Below are 16646 nucleotides of genomic sequence, written 5' to 3' on the forward strand. Positions count from 1 at the left end.
GCGGCCATCTTTTTTTGCATGTCCCCTCTTCTCAGCCACCCTGGCTTCGATTACAAATGGCGCCGCGGGCCCCGCCCCGATAACAACAACTTTCCCCACCGTGCGCTCATGTCCGAACAGAACCCTTGCCTTACCTGCGGCGCCTGCTGCGGCTACTTCCGTGTGTCCTTCTTCTGGGGTGAGTGCCAGTCCTCCGGGGGGACAGTGCCCGACGACTTGGTGGTGCAGATCAACCCGACCCGCGTGGCGATGATCGGCACTGATGCCAAGCCCTGCCGTTGCATCAGCCTGGACGGCGAGATTGGCAAGCGGGTGGGGTGCACCATCTACGAGAATCGTTCTACGCCTTGCCGGGAGTTCGATGCTTCCTGGGAAAACGGTGTGCACAATTCCAGTTGCGACGATGCCAGGGCCGCCCATGGCCTGCCACCCTTGCAAGCCAACCCATCGCTGTGGCCCCAGGGCGATGGCGGCGTCGTATAAACCGCTGAAGCGTTCCAGCGTTTTGTGATAAGGCATAGTGCCATGACCGCTCGTCGGTTGGATCCAACTTGACCTCGCCTACAGCCCCCGAAATACGGGCCTCATAGCAAAAGTATTAGCACCATTTGACCCGCGAGCCGACGTGCTGCCTGGCGTCGAGCGACTACACATTTCATCAATGGAAAATCTGTAGTCGCCAAGGTCAGGCAGTTCGGCTCGATGCGTGTTTTGGTTTCCTGGAGTCGCACGTCGTCAAGGAACGAACCGCCTGATCCACGTAAGGAGCTCTTCGTGGACAGACGTGTCGCCCCCGTTTCGCCAACCCGCCTTTCGCATTTGTCACTGGCCGTGAGCCTGGCCATTGGCGGATTGATGCTCAGCCTACCCGCGCAGCAAGCGTTCGCGGTCTGCTCCGCAGCAGGCAGCATCGTCACCTGTAACGGTGCCGCCAACCCGCTGGCTCCGAGCTATACCAACGGTGGCAGCGGGCTTACGGTGAACGTGAACCCCGGCGCTACCTTGGGCACCCTGCTGGGCGTGGGTGGTACGTCGCTGTCGCTGGCCGGCAACAACAACACGTTGAACAACTCCGGCACCATCGACCCCACGTTGCTGGGGGCGTTGAGCATCCAGTCCAGTGCGGTGTTGATCGGCAATACCGGTACCGGCAGCACGCTCAACATCAACAACACCGCTACCGGTGTGATCAGGGGGACTGGCGCCTTGCTCGGCGCCAACCTGCTTAACCTCACGGGTATGGCGCTGGACGTACGCAACGGTGCCAGTGGTACCACCACCATCAGCAACGCCGGCATCATCGGTTCCAATCCGCTGGCCAGCCTTACGCTGCTCAGCGAGGACACCCCGGTCATCGCAGTGACCGGCGGAGGTACGGTGAATTTCACCAACACCGGCACCATCCTTGGCCGGACAGCGTTCCAGGCCTCTGCGGCCGGCAACACCTTCACCAACGCCGGTACCATCACCGGCAGCCTTTCGATGGGTGCCAACTCCACCAACCGCTTCAACGCCATCACCGGTTCCAGTGTCGGTGCCGGGCTCGGTGTAGGTGTCGCCTTGCTGGTTACCAGCAACCCTGGCCTGGCCTATGCGGCAGCTGGGAAGATCGACGGCGGTGCCGGCGGCACCAACACCCTGGCCTTGCAGAACGCCATCGGCGGCGGCAGCGGCACGAGCGGCAGCGGCACCATCAATGCCACCAACTACATCAACTTCAGCCGCCTGATCGTCGACAGCGGCACCTGGAACCTGGTCGGCGCGGTGCTCAGCGGCACCACCCAAACCACCATCAACGGCGGCATACTCAATTTCGACAACTCATCGGCCTTCGGCAGTGGCGGCATTACCGTCAACGGCGGCCTCTTGCAGGGCACCATCGCCGGCCTGAGCCTGGCCAATGCCATGACCCTCAACGCTGGCCTGACCGTTGGCGGTGCCAGCGACCTAGCCCTCAATGGCGTGCTCAGCGGCGCGGGCGGTTTGCTCAAGACCGGTACCGGCCTGCTGACCCTCGGCGGCACCAACACCTACACCGGCGGCACCACCCTGGCCGCTGGCGGCCTGAACCTCACCAGCGCCGGCGCCCTGAACGGGGCCTTGACCGTCGCTGGCAACAGCAGCCTGCAAGGCAGCGTGCCGCTGTCGCTGAACAACGCCGTGCAGCTCACCGGCGGCAACCTCACCCTGCCGGGCAGCAACGCCCTGACCCTGGGCGGCGTGGTCAGCGGCACCGGTGGGCTGGTCAAGAGCGGCAGCGGCAACCTGCGACTGAACGGCGCCAACACCTACAGCGGCGGCACCACCCTCAGCGCCGGCACGCTGACCCTGGGTAACAGCGCGGCCATGGGCACCGGCGCCCTGACCTTGACCGGCAACGGCACCCTGGATGCCGCCAGCGACATCATCCTCGACAACGCCATCAACCTGGGCAGCAGCGTCCTGACCCTGCCTGGGGCCGTGGCCACTACCCTGAACGGCGTGGTGTCCGGCACCGGAAGCCTGGTCAAGAACGGCGCCGCCAGCCTCACCATCAACGGCAACAACACCTTCAGCGGCGGCACCACGGTCAACGCAGGCCTGCTCACCTTGGGCAACAGCAATGCCCTGGGCACCGGCGCCCTGACCCTCGGCGGCAATATCAGCCTCGACGCCAGCACGGCGGTCAACCTGGGCAACGCCATCAACCTGGGCGCCAACACCCTCAACCTGGTCGGCACCAGCGCCACGACCCTGGGCGGCGTGATCGGCGGCACCGGCGCGCTGGTGAAGAACGGCGCCGCCGACCTCAGCCTCAACGGCAACAACACCTTCAGCGGCGGCCTGACCCTCAACGCTGGCAAGCTGACCGTGGGCAACAACAACGCCCTGGGCGTCGGCGCACTGACCCTGGGCGGCAATGCCAGCCTGGACGCCAGCACGGCGGTCAACCTCGGCAATGCCATCAACCTGGGTGCCAATACCCTGAACCTGCTGGGTACCAGCGCCACTACCCTGGGTGGAGTGATCAGCGGTACCGGTGGACTGGTGAAAAATGGCGCTACGAACCTGACCCTGAACGGCGCCAATACCTTCAGCGGCGGCACCACCCTCAATGCCGGCGTGCTGACCGTGGGCAACAACAACGCCCTGGGCACCGGCGCCCTGAGCCTGGGCGGCAATGCCAGCCTGGATGCGGGCGTGGCGGTCAACCTGGGCAATGCCATCAACCTGGCAGGCAACACCCTGACCTTGGTGGGGACCAGCGCCACCACCCTTGGCGGCGTCATCAGCGGCACTGGGGCACTGATCAAGAACGGCAGCAGCAACCTCACCCTGACCGGCACCAACACCTTCAGCGGCGGCCTGACCCTCAATGCCGGTGCCCTGACCCTGGCCAGCGCTGCGGCCCTGGGCACCGGGGCGCTGACCGTCGGTGGCCCGGCCACCCTGGTCAACAGCGCCGCCATGACCTTGAACAACGCGGTCAACCTGGGCGCCAACCTGACCCTGAGTACCCCCAACAACCTCACCCTGGGCGGCAACCTCAGCGGCGTCGGCGGGCTGATCAAGAATGGCGCGGGCGTGCTGACCCTGTCGGGCAACAACAGCCAGACCGGCACCACCGCGCTCAACGCCGGCACCCTGGTGCTGGGCAGTGCCACCGCCCTGGGCAGTGGCGCGCTGAACGCCGCCGCCAACACCACTCTGGATTCCTCTGTCGCCGGCTTGAGTGTGGGCAATGCCATCAACCTGGCGGGCAACCTCAACCTCAGTGGCAGCAACGACCTCACCCTGGGCGGCGTGGTCGCAGGCGTCGGCGGCCTGACCAAGAACGGCACCTCCACCCTGACCCTCAATGGCGCCAACACCTACATCGGCGTCACCAACCTCAATGCCGGGCGCCTTGTGGTCGGCAGCAACACCGCACTGGGCACCGGCGCGCTGAACGCCGCTGCCGGTACCCGGCTGGACGCCAGCACCGCTGTCACGCTCGCCAACGCGGTGAACCTGGCCGGCGCACTGACCATCGACGGCAGCGCGAACCTCGGTCTGGGCGGGCTGGTCAGCGGTGCAGGCAGCCTGGTGAAGAACGGCAGTGCCACGCTCACCCTCTCCGGCACCAACACCTACCTCGGCGGCACCACCCTCAACGCCGGTGGCCTGGTACTCGGCAGCAACGCCGCGCTGGGCGTCGGCAAGCTGACCGTGGCAGGTGCCGCTAGCCTGGACAACAGCGCAGCGCTCAGCGTCGGCAACGCCATCACCCTGGATGCCGACCTCACCCTCGGCGGCAGCAACAACCTCGTGCTCGGTGGGCTGATCGACGGCACCGGTCGCTTGATCAAGAACGGCACCACCACGCTTACCCTCAATGGCCTGAACACCTACGCCGGTGGCACGTTGCTCAACAGCGGCACTGTGGTCGTCGGCAACGGCAGTGCCCTGGGTACCGGTACCCTCACCGTCGCTGGGGCCGCCAACCTGGACAACAGCGCAGCGCTGGCCCTGGGCAACAACATCGCCCTGGATGCCAACCTGACCCTGGCCGGCAGCAACGCCCTGGCCCTTGGCGGCGTCATCAGCGGGGCAGGGCAACTGATCAAGAACGGCAACGCCACGCTGACCCTGGATGGCGTCAACACCTTCACTGGCGGCACCACCCTCAATGCCGGTGGCCTGGTGCTCGGCAACGGCAGCGCGCTGGGCAGTGGTGCGCTGACCGTGGCGGGTGCCGCTAGCCTGGACAACAGCGCCGTGCTCAGCCTGGGTAACAACATCAACCTGGGCGCCAACCTGAGCATCGGCGGCAGCAACGACCTGACCCTCGGCGGTGTCATCAGTGGCACCGGCGGCCTGATCAAGAATGGCCTGGCCGACCTCACCCTGAGCGGCAACAACACCTTCACCGGCGCCATCGACCTGCTGGGCGGCAGCCTGAGCACCATTGGCAGCGGCGCCTTGGGCAACGCCTCGTCGCTGAACGTCGGCGCAGGCGCCAGCTTGAACCTGGGCGCCGGCGCAACTGTCGGTGGGCTGAGCGGGGCCGGTGCGGTGAACGTCGCAGGTGGCGGCAACCTCACCGTCGGCGGCAACAACCAGAACAGCGTGTTCAGCGGCGCACTGGCCGGCACCGGGGGTTTGATCAAGAACGGCACCGGCAGCCTGGAACTGTCCGGGGTGAACGTGCTGGCGGGCAACGCCACGGTCAACGCTGGCCTGCTCAACGTCAGCGGCACCCTGACCAGCGCCAACGTGCAGGTCAACAGCGGTGCCAGCCTGGGTGGCACCGGCAACCTGCTGGGTAGCGTCGACATCGCCAACGGTGCGCACCTGCTGGCCAACAGCGGCGCCACCCTCAATACCGGCGCCCTGACCCTGCACAGCGGCTCGGTACTGGACTTCGGTCTCGGCGCACCAGCCACCGGCGGCACCGCGCTGGTCAACGTCAACGGCAACCTGACCCTGGACGGCACCCTCAACGTCTCCGACATCGGCGGCTTCGGCGTCGGTATCTACCGGCTGTTCGACTACACCGGCGCGCTGGTGGACAACGGCGTGCTGTTCGGCAGCCTGCCTGGCAGCGTGTTGCCGGGCGACCTGCAATTGCAGACCTCGATCGGCTCGCAGGTCAACCTGCTGGTCGGCGGCGCAGCCGCTGGCGTGCAGTTCTGGGACGGTGGCCAGACCGTACCGAACGGCACCGTCGATGGCGGCGCAGGCACCTGGGGCGGCGCCACGACCAACTGGACCAACGTCAACGGCACGCTCAACAGCGCCTGGGGCAGCGACTTCGCGATCTTCCAGGGCACGGCGGGCGACATCACCGTGGTGGGCACGCAGACTGCCACCGGCCTGCAATTCGTCACCAACGGCTACCGGCTGATCGGCGCCGGTGGCCTGAACCTGGTCAACGGTTCCAACGGCGCCTTCGCCGTGCGTGTCGACCCTGGCGTCACCGCCACCCTCAATGTCGGGCTGTCGGGCACCGGCCAACTGGCCAAGCTCGACACCGGCACCTTGGTGCTCAACGGCGCCAACACCTACAGCGGTGGCACGCTGCTCAATGGCGGCAGCATCGTGGTCGGCAACGACACCGCCCTGGGCACCGGCGCCGTAAGCGCCGCAGCGGGCACCACCCTGGACAGCAACACTGCCGTCACCCTTGGCAACGCCTTCGCCCTGGGCGGGGACCTCACCATTGGCGGCAGCGCCAACCTGGGCTTGAGTGGCGTCGTTTCGGGTGTGGGCAGCCTGGTGAAGAATGGCGCGGGCAACCTGACGCTGAGCAACGCCAACACCTACAGCGGCGGCACCACCCTCAATGCCGGCACCCTTACCGTGGGCAACAACCAGGCTCTGGGCAGCGGCGGGCTGACGGTCGGCGGCGCCTCCAGCCTTGCCGCCTCGGGCACCGTCGCGCTGGCCAACACCGTCGCCCTGAACGCCAACCTCACCGTGCCGGGTACCGGCAACCTCACCCTCAACGGTGCGGTCAGTGGGACCGGTGGCCTGATCAAGACCGGCACTGGTGTGCTTACCCTCAATGGCAGCAACACCTACCAAGGCGTCACCAGCCTCAATGGCGGCACCCTGGTAGTCGGCAGCAACACCGCACTGGGCACCGGTGCGCTCAACGCCGCAGGCGGTACCACGCTGAGCAGCAATACTGGCGTGACCTTGGGCAATGCCCTCAACCTGGCCGGCAACCTGACCATCGCCGGTGCACAGAACCTCGCCCTGGCAGGCAACATCAATGGCGTCGGCGGCCTGACCAAGACCGGCAGCGGCACCCTGACCCTGAGTGGCCTCAACGGCTACCTGGGCAACACCAACCTCAACGCCGGTACCCTGGTGTTGGGCAGCAACAATGCCCTGGGCCTCGGTGCGTTGAACGTTGCCGCTGGTACCACGCTCGACAGCAGCACGGCGGTCACGGTCGGCAACTCGGTCAACCTGGCCGGCAACCTCACCATCGCCGGCAGCAACGACTTGAACCTGGCAGGACTGATCAATGGCGCCGGTGGCCTCACCAAGAACGGCGCGGGCAACCTCACCCTGGGCGGCGCCAACGGCATGCTCGGTGGCGTGACCCTCAATGCCGGTACCCTGACCCTGGGCAACAACCAGGCTCTGGGCCTTGGCTCCCTGACCGTCGGTGGTGCCGCCAACCTGGCCAGTACCAGCGCTTTGACCCTGGCCAACCAGGTCGTACTCAACGACACCCTGACCCTGACCGGCAACAATGACCTTGCGCTGAACGGCGTGGTCAGCGGCACCGGTGGCCTGGTCAAGAACGGCAGCGGCAACCTGACCCTGGCGGGTGCCAACACCTTCCAGGGCAACACCACCCTGGGTGCGGGCTCGCTCACCCTGGGCAACAACACGGCGTTGGGTACCGGCAGCCTGCTGGTGACTGGCAACAGCGCTCTGCTCAGCAGCGGCGTGCTGCAGGTCGGCAATGCCATCGACCTGGGCACCGGCACCACCCTGAGCATCGGCAATGCCCAGGCACTCACGCTGGGTGGTGTGATCAGCGGCGCGGGCAGCCTGACCAAGGCCGGCAGCGGCCAGCTGGTGCTCAATGGCAACAACACCTACGGTGGCGGCACTTCTATACAGGCCGGCAGCTTGCTGCTGGGCAATGCCAACGCCTTGGGCAGCGGTGCGCTGACCGTCGACGGCGCCGCTGGCCTCGACACCAGCCAGGCCCTGGCGCTGGCCAATGCCATCGCCCTGAACGGCGGTAACCTCACCTTCGCGGGCAGCCAGGCGCTGACCCTCAATGGCGTGGTCTCCGGCAACAATGGCCTGGTGAAGAACGGCACGGCCAGCCTCACCCTCAATGGCAGCAACACCTACAGCGGTGGCACCACCCTCAACGCGGGCAGCTTGATCGTCGGCAGCAACAACGCGCTTGGCACGGGCGACCTCACTGCCGCAAACAACACCTCCCTCGACGCCAGCGTCGCCGCCACCCTGGCCAATGCCATCCACCTCGGGGGCGTACTGAACCTGCCCGGCAGCGCCGACCTCACCCTCAATGGCGTGATCGATGGCGTGGGCGGCCTGAACAAGTCCGGCGCCAGTACCCTGACCCTGAACGGCGCCAACAACTACCTCGGCGGCACCACCCTGAACGCCGGCCGCGTGCTGGTCGGCAACGACGCGGCCCTGGGGCAGGGCGCGCTCACGGTGGCTGGCGCATCGACCTTGAGCAGCAGCGCCGCAGCCATCACCTTGGCCAACAACGTCACCCTCAATGCCGGGCTGACCGTCGACGGCGGCAACGACCTCACCCTCAACGGCGTGATCAACGGCACCGGCGGGCTGGTCAAGGATGGCAGCGGCAACCTGACCCTCAATGGCAACAACGGCTACCAGGGCGGCACCCAGCTCAACGCCGGCACCCTCACCCTCGGCAGCAGCGGCGCGCTAGGTACCGGCACGCTGTCGGTGACTGCCGACGCCACGGTGGCCAACAGCGCGCCCATGGCCCTGGGCAACACCATCAACCTGAGCAACGGCGCCAACCTCACCTTCGATGTGAACAATGCGCTGATCCTCAGCGGCGACCTGGGCGGCACCGGCAACCTGATCAAGGCCGGCGTCGACGACCTGACCCTGGTCGGCGTCAAGACCTTCACCGGCGACATCGACATTCAGGCCGGCTCCCTCACCACCCTGGGCAGCGGTGTACTGGCCAACGTCGGCACCGTCAACCTCGGCGCCAGCGGCGCACTCAACCTCAATGGCGACGCCAGCCTGGGCGCCGTCACCGGCAGTGGCGCGGTAGACATCGGCATCGGCAGCACCCTCAGCCTGGGCGGCAACAATACCAGCAGCACCTTCGCCGGCGCCCTGAATGGCCTGGGCAACCTGACCAAGGCGGGCACCGGTACCCTGACCCTCAGCGGCACCAGCAACCTGGCTGGCGACACCCTGGTCAACGGCGGCACCCTGGCGGTCAATGGCGTGCTCGGCAGCAACCTGCTCACCGTCGCCAACGGCGCCACCCTGACCGGCAGCGGCACAGCCAACGCGACGGTGATCATCGCCAACGGCGGCCATCTGGCCGGGCAGAGCGGCAGCACCTTGGGCCTCGGCTCGCTGGTGCTCAACAGCGGCTCGGTGATCGATGTCGGCTTGGGCTCACCCGCCAGCGGCGGCACCGCGCTGTTCAACGTCGGCGGCAACCTGACCCTCGACGGTACCCTCAACGTCAGCAATATCGGCGGCTTCGGCAATGGCGTGTATCGCCTGTTCGACTACGCAGGGCTACTGACCGACAACGGCCTGGACTTCGGTACCCTGCCGCTGGGCGTGGGCCTGGGCGACGTCAGCCTGCAAACCGCACTGGCCAACCAGGTCAACCTGCTGGTCAACGCCAGTGGCCAGGGCATCCAGTTCTGGGACGGCAGCCAGACCACCGGCAACGGCCAAGTGGATGGCGGCACCGGCGTGTGGAACGCCGGCAACACTAACTGGACCGACCTCAACGGCACCACCAACAGCACCTGGGGCAGCACCTTCGCGGTGTTCCAGGGCACGGCGGGCAATGTCACCGTCGAAGGCAGCCAGACCGTCAACGGCCTGCAATTTGTCAGCGATGGCTACCGCCTGCTGGCCGGTACCGGTGGTGTGCTGAACCTGGTCAACGGCAGTGGTGGCGACACCAGCGTGCGGGTCGACCCCGGTTCCACCGCCACCTTGGATGTCGGCTTGGCCGGCACCGGCAAGCTGAACAAGCTCGACACTGGCACCCTGGTGCTCAATGGCAACAACAGCTACAGCGGTGGCACCACTCTCAGTGGCGGCACCCTGATCGTGGGCAGCAACACTGCGCTGGGCACTGGCGCCCTTGCTACCGCCGCAGGCACCACCTTGGACAGCAACCAGTCGGTCGCCCTGGGCAACGCCATCACCCTGGCGGGTGCGCTGAACATCGCGGGTAGCAACGACCTGGCACTGAACGGCGACATCGGCGGTGCCGGTGGCCTGGTCAAGGCCGGCAATGCCCGGCTGGTGCTGGCGGGTAACAACACCTTCGCCGGCAATACTGCGCTCAATGCCGGCACCTTGGTGGTCGGCTCCAACACTGCTCTGGGGAGCGGCAGCCTGAATGCCGCTGCTGGCACCAATCTGGACAGCAGCCAGGCGGTGACTCTCGCCAACAACGTCAATCTGGCGGGTGCCCTCAATGTGCTGGGCAGCAACGACCTGACCCTGGACGGCACTGTTGCTGGAGCTGGCCGCCTGGTCAAAAGTGGCGCCGCGCGCTTGGCCCTGAACGGCGCCAACACCTACAGCGGCGGCACCGAGCTGCAGGCCGGCACCTTGGTGCTGGGCAACGACACCGCCTTGGGCAGTGGCGGCCTGGATGTCACCGGCAACGCCAACCTCGACACCAGCACCGCGGTGACCATTGGCAACGCCGTCAACGTCAGCGGCGTGCTCAACGTGCTCGGCAGCAACGACCTGCACCTGGCCGGCGTGCTCAGCGGTGGCGGCACGCTGAACAAGAGCGGCCTAGCCGACCTGACCCTGTCGGGCAACAACACCTTCAGCGGTATCCTCAACATCCTGTCCGGCAGCCTCAGCACCATCGGCACCACTGCGCTGGGCACCCAGAGCGCGCTGAACGTCAGCAGTGGCGCCACCCTGAACCTGGACGGCAATACCTCACTGGGCACCATCGGCGGTAGCGGTGACATCCAGATCGCCCCTGGCAACAGCCTGGCTGTCGAAGGCGGGGTATTCGACGGTGTGCTCAGCGGCACCGGCACCCTGAACAAGCTCGGCGTCGCCAACCTGCGGCTCAATGGCGCCAACACCCACAGCGGTACCACCAACGTGCAGGCCGGCACCCTGTGGGTCGGCGGCAGCCTGGCCAGCAACAGTGTGAACGTGGCCAGCGGCGCCACCCTGGCCGGTAGCGGCAACCTCGGCGGCGCGGTCACGGTGGCCAACGGCGGCACCCTGGCGGCCAGCAGTGGCAGCACCATGAGTGTCGGCAGCCTGGTCATGGGCAACACCTCCAACTTCAACGCAGCCTTGGGCGCGCCATCCGGTGGCACCACGCCGCTGGTGAACGTGGGCGGCAACCTGACCCTCGATGGCACCCTGAACGTCACCGACATCGGTGGCTTCGGCGCCGGGGTCTATCGCCTGTTCGCCTACGGCGGCTCGCTCACCAACAATGGCATGGCCTTCGGTAGCACGCCGGTCCCGAGCAGCGACCTCACCTTGCAGACCGCCATCGCCAACCAGGTCAACCTAGTGGTGGGCGGCGCCAGCAACGTGCTGTTCTGGGACGGCAGCCAAAGTGTGGCCAACGGCGTGATCGACGGCGGCACCGGCACCTGGGATGCCACCGACACCAACTGGACCGACGCCAACGGCGTGCTCAACACCACCTGGAACGACACCTTCGCCGTGTTCCAGGGCACGCCAGGCACGGTCACCGTCAATGGCAGCCAGAGCATCACCGGCTTGCAGTTCATCAGCGACGGCTATGTGCTCAATGCCGGTGCGGCGGGTGAGCTGATCACCAACGGCACTACCAACCTGCGGGTCGACAACGGCGCTACCGCCACCCTGAACATCGCCCTCAACGGCACCGGCAGCGTGGTCAAGCACGATACCGGCACCTTGGTGCTCAACGCCGCCAACGGCTACAGCGGCGGCACCCTGCTCAACGGTGGCACCCTGGTATTGGGCAACAACAGCGCCCTGGGCAGCGGCACCCTCACCACGGCGGCCGGTACCACCCTGGACAGCAACACTGCCATCACCCTGGCCAACAACGTGGCAATGGGCGGCGCGCTGGCCATCGGCGGCAGCAATGCGCTGACCCTCAACGGCAACCTCAGTGGTGCCGGCAGCCTGGTCAAGAACGGCGCCGGGCAGCTCGTCCTGGGCGGCACCAACAGCTACACCGGTGGCACGCAGATCAACGCCGGCAGCGTGGTGGGCAGCACCACCAGCCTGCAAGGCAACATCCTCAACAACGCGGCGCTGGCCTTCAACCAAAGCGTCAACGGCACCTACGCTGGCAGTCTCACCGGCACGGGCACCCTGGCCAAGGACGGCGCTGGCCAACTGGTGCTGAGCGGCAACAACGGCCTGACCGGCAATACCTCGGTGAACGCCGGCAGCCTGTTGGTGAATGGGCGCCTGGACAGCGCCAACGTGGTGGTCGGCACCGGTGCCAGCCTGGGTGGCACTGGGGTGATCTCCGGCGCGGTGCAGGTGCAGAACGGCGCTACGCTCGCTGCGACCCAAAGCGCCACGCCGCTGAGCGTCGGCAGCCTCAGCCTGGCTTCGGGCAGCGCGCTGGACTTCAGTCTCGGCGCCCCGCTGGCCACCACCTCGGTGGTGCAGGTCAATGGCAACCTGGTGCTCGACGGCACCTTGAACATCACCGACATCGGTGGCTTCGGCATGGGCGTTTACCAGCTGTTCAGCTACGGCGGCACCCTCACCGACAACGGCCTGGTGTTCGGCGCCATTCCGGGCAGCGTGGCCCTGGGCGACCTCAGCCTGCAAACGTCCATCGCCAACCAGGTCAACCTGATCGTGCAGAACGGCGGCACCCAGTTGCAGTTCTGGAACGGCGGCAAGACCAACCCCGACGGCACCATCGGCGGCGGCAGTGGTGTGTGGGGCCCAGGCACCAACTGGACCAACTCCACTGGCACCACCGGCGAAGGCTGGGGCGACCAGTTCGCGGTATTCGGCGGCCAGGCCGGCACTGTCACCGTGGTCGGCAACCAGTCGTTCACCGGCATGCAGTTCCTGAGCAACGGCTACCAGGTGGTGGCTGGCGACGGTGGCAGCCTCACCCCAGTGAACGGCGTCGGTGGCACCCTGGCCCCGGTACGGGTCAATGCGGGTGCCACCACGTTGATCAGCGCCGCAATGGTCGGCAGCGGCGGTATCCAGAAGGTCGACGCCGGTACCTTGATTCTCAGCGGCGCCAACACCTACAGCGGTGGCACCACGGTCACTGGCGGTACCCTGGTGGGTAATACCACCAGCTTGCAGGGCGGCATCCTCAATAACGCCAGCCTGGTGTTCCAGCAGGACGCCAATGGCACCTTCAACGGCAGCCTCACTGGCACCGGCACCACCTACAAAACGGGCGCAGGCACCTTGTTGCTGACCGGCAACCAGGCTTTCAGCGGCGCCTTCAACGTCAACCAGGGCGTGCTCCAGGTAGGCGATGCCGCGCACCCAGGCAGTACCCTGGCGGCACAGGTGACGGTAGGTAATGGCGCAGCCCTGACCGGCAACGGCACGGTCGCCGCGCTGACCAACTACGGCAACGTGCTGCCCGGCGCGGCCGGCAACCTGAACGTGACCGGTAACTTCACCAATGCGCCTAGCGGCACCTTGAGCATCGACCTGGGCACTGCGCCGGTGAACTACCTGAACGTCGGCGGCACCGCCAACCTCGGTGGCAGCCTGCAGGTGCTCAACGTAGGTGACGGCAATGGCACCTACACCGTGCTGAACGCAGCCGGTGGCGTGACCGGTACCTTCGCCGGCACCAACCTGGCCAACTCGGCGTTCCTCAACAGCGCGGTGAACTACGGCGCCAACCAGGTCACCCTGTCGGTCAGCCGCAACGGTCGCTCGCTCGCCTCGGTTGCTGCCACCGGCAACCAGCGCCGAGTGGGGGCTGCGCTGCAAAGCGCGGGTGCCCCGCAGAGCCTGAGCAGCAATATCCTGCTGCTCGATGCTCAGGGTGCACAGGCCGCCTTCGACAGCCTCTCGGGCGAAGTCCACGCCAGCACTGCCACCGTGCTGATCGAGGACTCGCGCTACATCCGCGAAGCGGTCAACGACCGCATGCGCCAGGCCGACTGCACCAACCGCGACGACCCACGCCGTACCCTGGCACCGACCGCCAACCAGCAACTCACCGGCGAAGGTTGCCAAGGCCAGGCCGTGGGCTGGATGCGCGTGCTCGGCGGTTGGGGCGACTACGACGGCAGCAGTAGCCATGCCAGCGTCGACCGCGAGCTGACAGGCTTCATGCTGGGCGTCGACCGCGCCCTGAATGATGAGTGGAAGGTCGGCATCGCCGCCGGTTACACCAATACCAGCGTGGATGCCCAGCGTCGCCGGTCGGATGCCTCGGTCGACAGCTACCACCTGGCCACCTACCTGAACTACCAACTGGAGGCCTTCGCCGCGCGCCTGGGTGCCAGCTACACCTGGCATGACATCGACACCAAGCGCGATGTCCAGGCCGGCGCCTATGAAGACCGCCTGAAAGCCAAGTACAAGGCGCGCAGCGCCCAGGTGTTCGGCGAAGTGGGCTATGCGATGGACATGGGCGGCTTGGCTGTGGAGCCGTTCGCAGGGCTCGCCTATGTCAACTACGACAGCGACAACGGCCGCGAGAAGGGCGGCGCAGGGCGGCTTGAAGCCAGCGTCGACCAGGATGTGACCTTCTCCACCCTGGGTGTGCGGGTGGGCAAGCAAATCACCCTGGCCAATGGCAGCGCCGTCACCCCACGGCTGTCGGTGGGCTGGCGACATGCCTTCGGCGACACCAAGCCAGACGCCGACCTGCGCTTCATCGAGGGCGGTGCCGGGTTCAGCACCACGGGTGTGCCGATTGCCCGCGATGCGGCGGTGGTCGAGGCGGGCGTGGACCTGTCGGTAGGTGAAAGCGGCAAGCTGGGCCTGGGGTATTCCGGGCAGTTGTCCAGCGAAGGTCGCGACCACGGCGTGGTCGTCAGCTTCAGCATGGGCTTCTAAAGTAGGGCATTACTACAGGGCGATCCTACTCGCCCTGTAGTAATGCCTGACGCTAGACTGTCATCTTTCCTCTATCTGGAAAGGAGCCTGGCGTGTCTCACCCCCGCAGTTTCCCCAGCGACCTGAGCCTGGACAGCCCCCGCCTGCAATTGCGCCCCATGCGTCATGGCGATGCCGCGCAGTGGCTGACGATCATGGCCGACCCCGAGGTGATGCGTTACTGGTACCACGCACCCTGGCAGAACCTGGCCGAGGCCGAAAGCGCCCTGGCCGCCGACCGTGAGGCCTATGGCAATGGGCAGTTGCTCAAGCTGGGCATGTACCGGCGCGACAACGGCGAGCTGATCGGCATGGTGCAGATGTTCAACATCGACGACGAGTCGCGTCGTGGTGAGGTCGGCTACTGCCTGGCCCGTGCGGTGCAGGGGCGTGGCTACATGGACGAAGCGCTGACCTGCTTCATCGACTACCTGGCCCACACTCTGCACATGCGTCGCCTGGAAGCGGAAATCGACCCGCGCAACAACGGCTCGGCGCGCACCCTCGAACGCCAGGGGTTCGTGCTCGAAGGCACCTTGCGTGCCCGCTGGAGCGTTGGCGGCGAGTTGTCCGACTCAGGGATCTACGGCTTGCTGCTGGAGCCGCCGGTGGCCTGAGCGCGCCCCGTTCTTCATATTCCGGTATGGTCGGCTTTTCGCCCGACCCGATGGAGCCTGCGGTTGCCTGCCTACTACCTCACCACCAGCCTGGCGCTGTACTTGCTCGCCCTGGCCTTCGATGGCGCGCTGATGGGCGCGGGGCGGCACATGCCGGCCTTGCAGATGCTGCTGTACGGCCCCTGGGGCGTGGCCTTCGGCTTGCACCAATGGTTTGCCAACCCGTTGCTGGCGCTGGCGATTCTCGCGCATCGACGCTTTCGTCGCCTGGCCCTGGGGCTGGGCCTTCTGGCGTTGTACCTGGCGGCCAGCAGCTTCGCCATCGAGCGCCTGCCGGACAACATCAGCTATGCCTTCCAGGACGTCACCGGCTTCGGCGCCGGGTTCTACCTGTGGTCGCTGTCGATCGTGGTGTTCTGCGCAGGGCAGCTATGGTGCTGCTGGAAGGCCCGCAATGCGGCGGATGTGCCCGGCTGGCGCTGGCTCGACGTGGCGTTGATCGCCGCCTTGGGTGTGACCCTGTATGCCGCTACGCAGATGCCCTCGCTGCGCTTCGAGGTGGACAAGGTGCTGATGCCGCCTGAGCCTTCGCAGGCCTTGTAGGCGTGCAATCGACGCGGGTGGGTTGAAACCTTGCGGGGTAGGACAGGTCTGAGTTTTCCCTGGCGAGCGGCGGGAAGGGTTCAAGCTGCTAGGCTGCCAGCCCATTACCTCCAAAGGATCGCACCGATGCGCAAAAGCTCCCTCGCGGCCATGCTCGCCGCCTTCGCCTTCTCGTCGGCACAGGCCGAAGACAACTCATCGGCCTACAGCCAATGCATGGACAAAGCCTCCAGCACCGTGGCCATGGGCGAATGCATCAAGGCCGAGACCAAGCTGCAGGACGAGCGCCTGAACCGGGTGTACAAGCAACTCATGGCCAAGCTGGACGCGGGCAAGCAGAAGAGCCTGCGCGAGGTGCAGCGCAACTGGATCACCTACCGCGACGGCAATTGCCGCTTCCATGCCCAGGCCAGCGGCGGCACCCTGGCGTCGATCAACGGCGGCATGTGCGTGATGGACATGACCCGCGAGCGCGGCGCCGAGCTTGAGCGAATTCTCAGCCCGGGGCAGTGAGTTTTCCATCAGGAGAGCTGCGGTGTCTGGTTCGAGGGTGCGCTTGAGTTCGTCGTCCAGGGTGGTGAGGCTGATCATCACCCGCGCCAGGCGCTGGCTGGCCAGCTCCGACAGCAAGTCGAG

The 16646-nt window shown here is 66.6% G+C and carries 5 protein-coding genes and 1 pseudogene; 5 read left to right on the forward strand and 1 reads right to left on the reverse strand.

Annotated features, from left to right (window positions below; genetic code table 11):
- Positions 1-108 precede the first annotated feature (108 nt).
- The 5 genes from ACQKPE_RS16515 to ACQKPE_RS16535 all read left to right on the forward strand — a co-directional run bounded on the left by ACQKPE_RS16515 (position 109) and on the right by ACQKPE_RS16535 (position 16523).
- Positions 109-483: a YkgJ family cysteine cluster protein gene (locus tag ACQKPE_RS16515; protein ID WP_427667472.1), complete on the forward strand. Its 375-nt coding sequence runs from the start codon at positions 109-111 to the stop codon at positions 481-483.
- 291 nt (positions 484-774) lie between these two features.
- A complete protein-coding gene (locus tag ACQKPE_RS16520; RefSeq protein ID WP_427667473.1) occupies positions 775-14751 on the forward strand; it encodes an autotransporter-associated beta strand repeat-containing protein in 13977 nt (4658 codons plus the stop codon).
- A 92-nt stretch (positions 14752-14843) separates the two neighbouring features.
- Entirely contained in the window at positions 14844-15407 is a 564-nt protein-coding gene (locus tag ACQKPE_RS16525; RefSeq protein ID WP_427667475.1) for a GNAT family N-acetyltransferase, read from the forward strand.
- A 63-nt stretch (positions 15408-15470) separates the two neighbouring features.
- A complete protein-coding gene (locus tag ACQKPE_RS16530) occupies positions 15471-16010 on the forward strand; it encodes a hypothetical protein (RefSeq protein WP_427667477.1) in 540 nt (179 codons plus the stop codon).
- Positions 16011-16136: 126 nt separating this feature from the next.
- A complete protein-coding gene (locus tag ACQKPE_RS16535; protein WP_427667479.1) occupies positions 16137-16523 on the forward strand; it encodes a lysozyme inhibitor LprI family protein in 387 nt (128 codons plus the stop codon).
- A gap of 15 nt (positions 16524-16538) precedes the next feature.
- Here ACQKPE_RS16535 and ACQKPE_RS16540 read toward each other — a convergent pair.
- Positions 16539-16646: pseudogene (locus tag ACQKPE_RS16540) on the reverse strand (PA0069 family radical SAM protein); the annotation flags it as partial.

The sequence above is a fragment of the Pseudomonas sp. NPDC089554 genome (genome assembly GCF_050280645.1).
Taxonomy (GTDB): Bacteria; Pseudomonadota; Gammaproteobacteria; order Pseudomonadales; family Pseudomonadaceae; genus Aquipseudomonas.

Bases quoted from the DNA above. Each gene is read 5' to 3' on its own strand.
- ACQKPE_RS16515 (WP_427667472.1), top strand. From the start codon at position 109: ATGTCCGAACAGAACCCTTGCCTTACCTGCGGCGCCTGCTGCGGCTAC.
- ACQKPE_RS16535 (WP_427667479.1), top strand. From the start codon at position 16,137: ATGCGCAAAAGCTCCCTCGCGGCCATGCTCGCCGCCTTCGCCTTCTCG.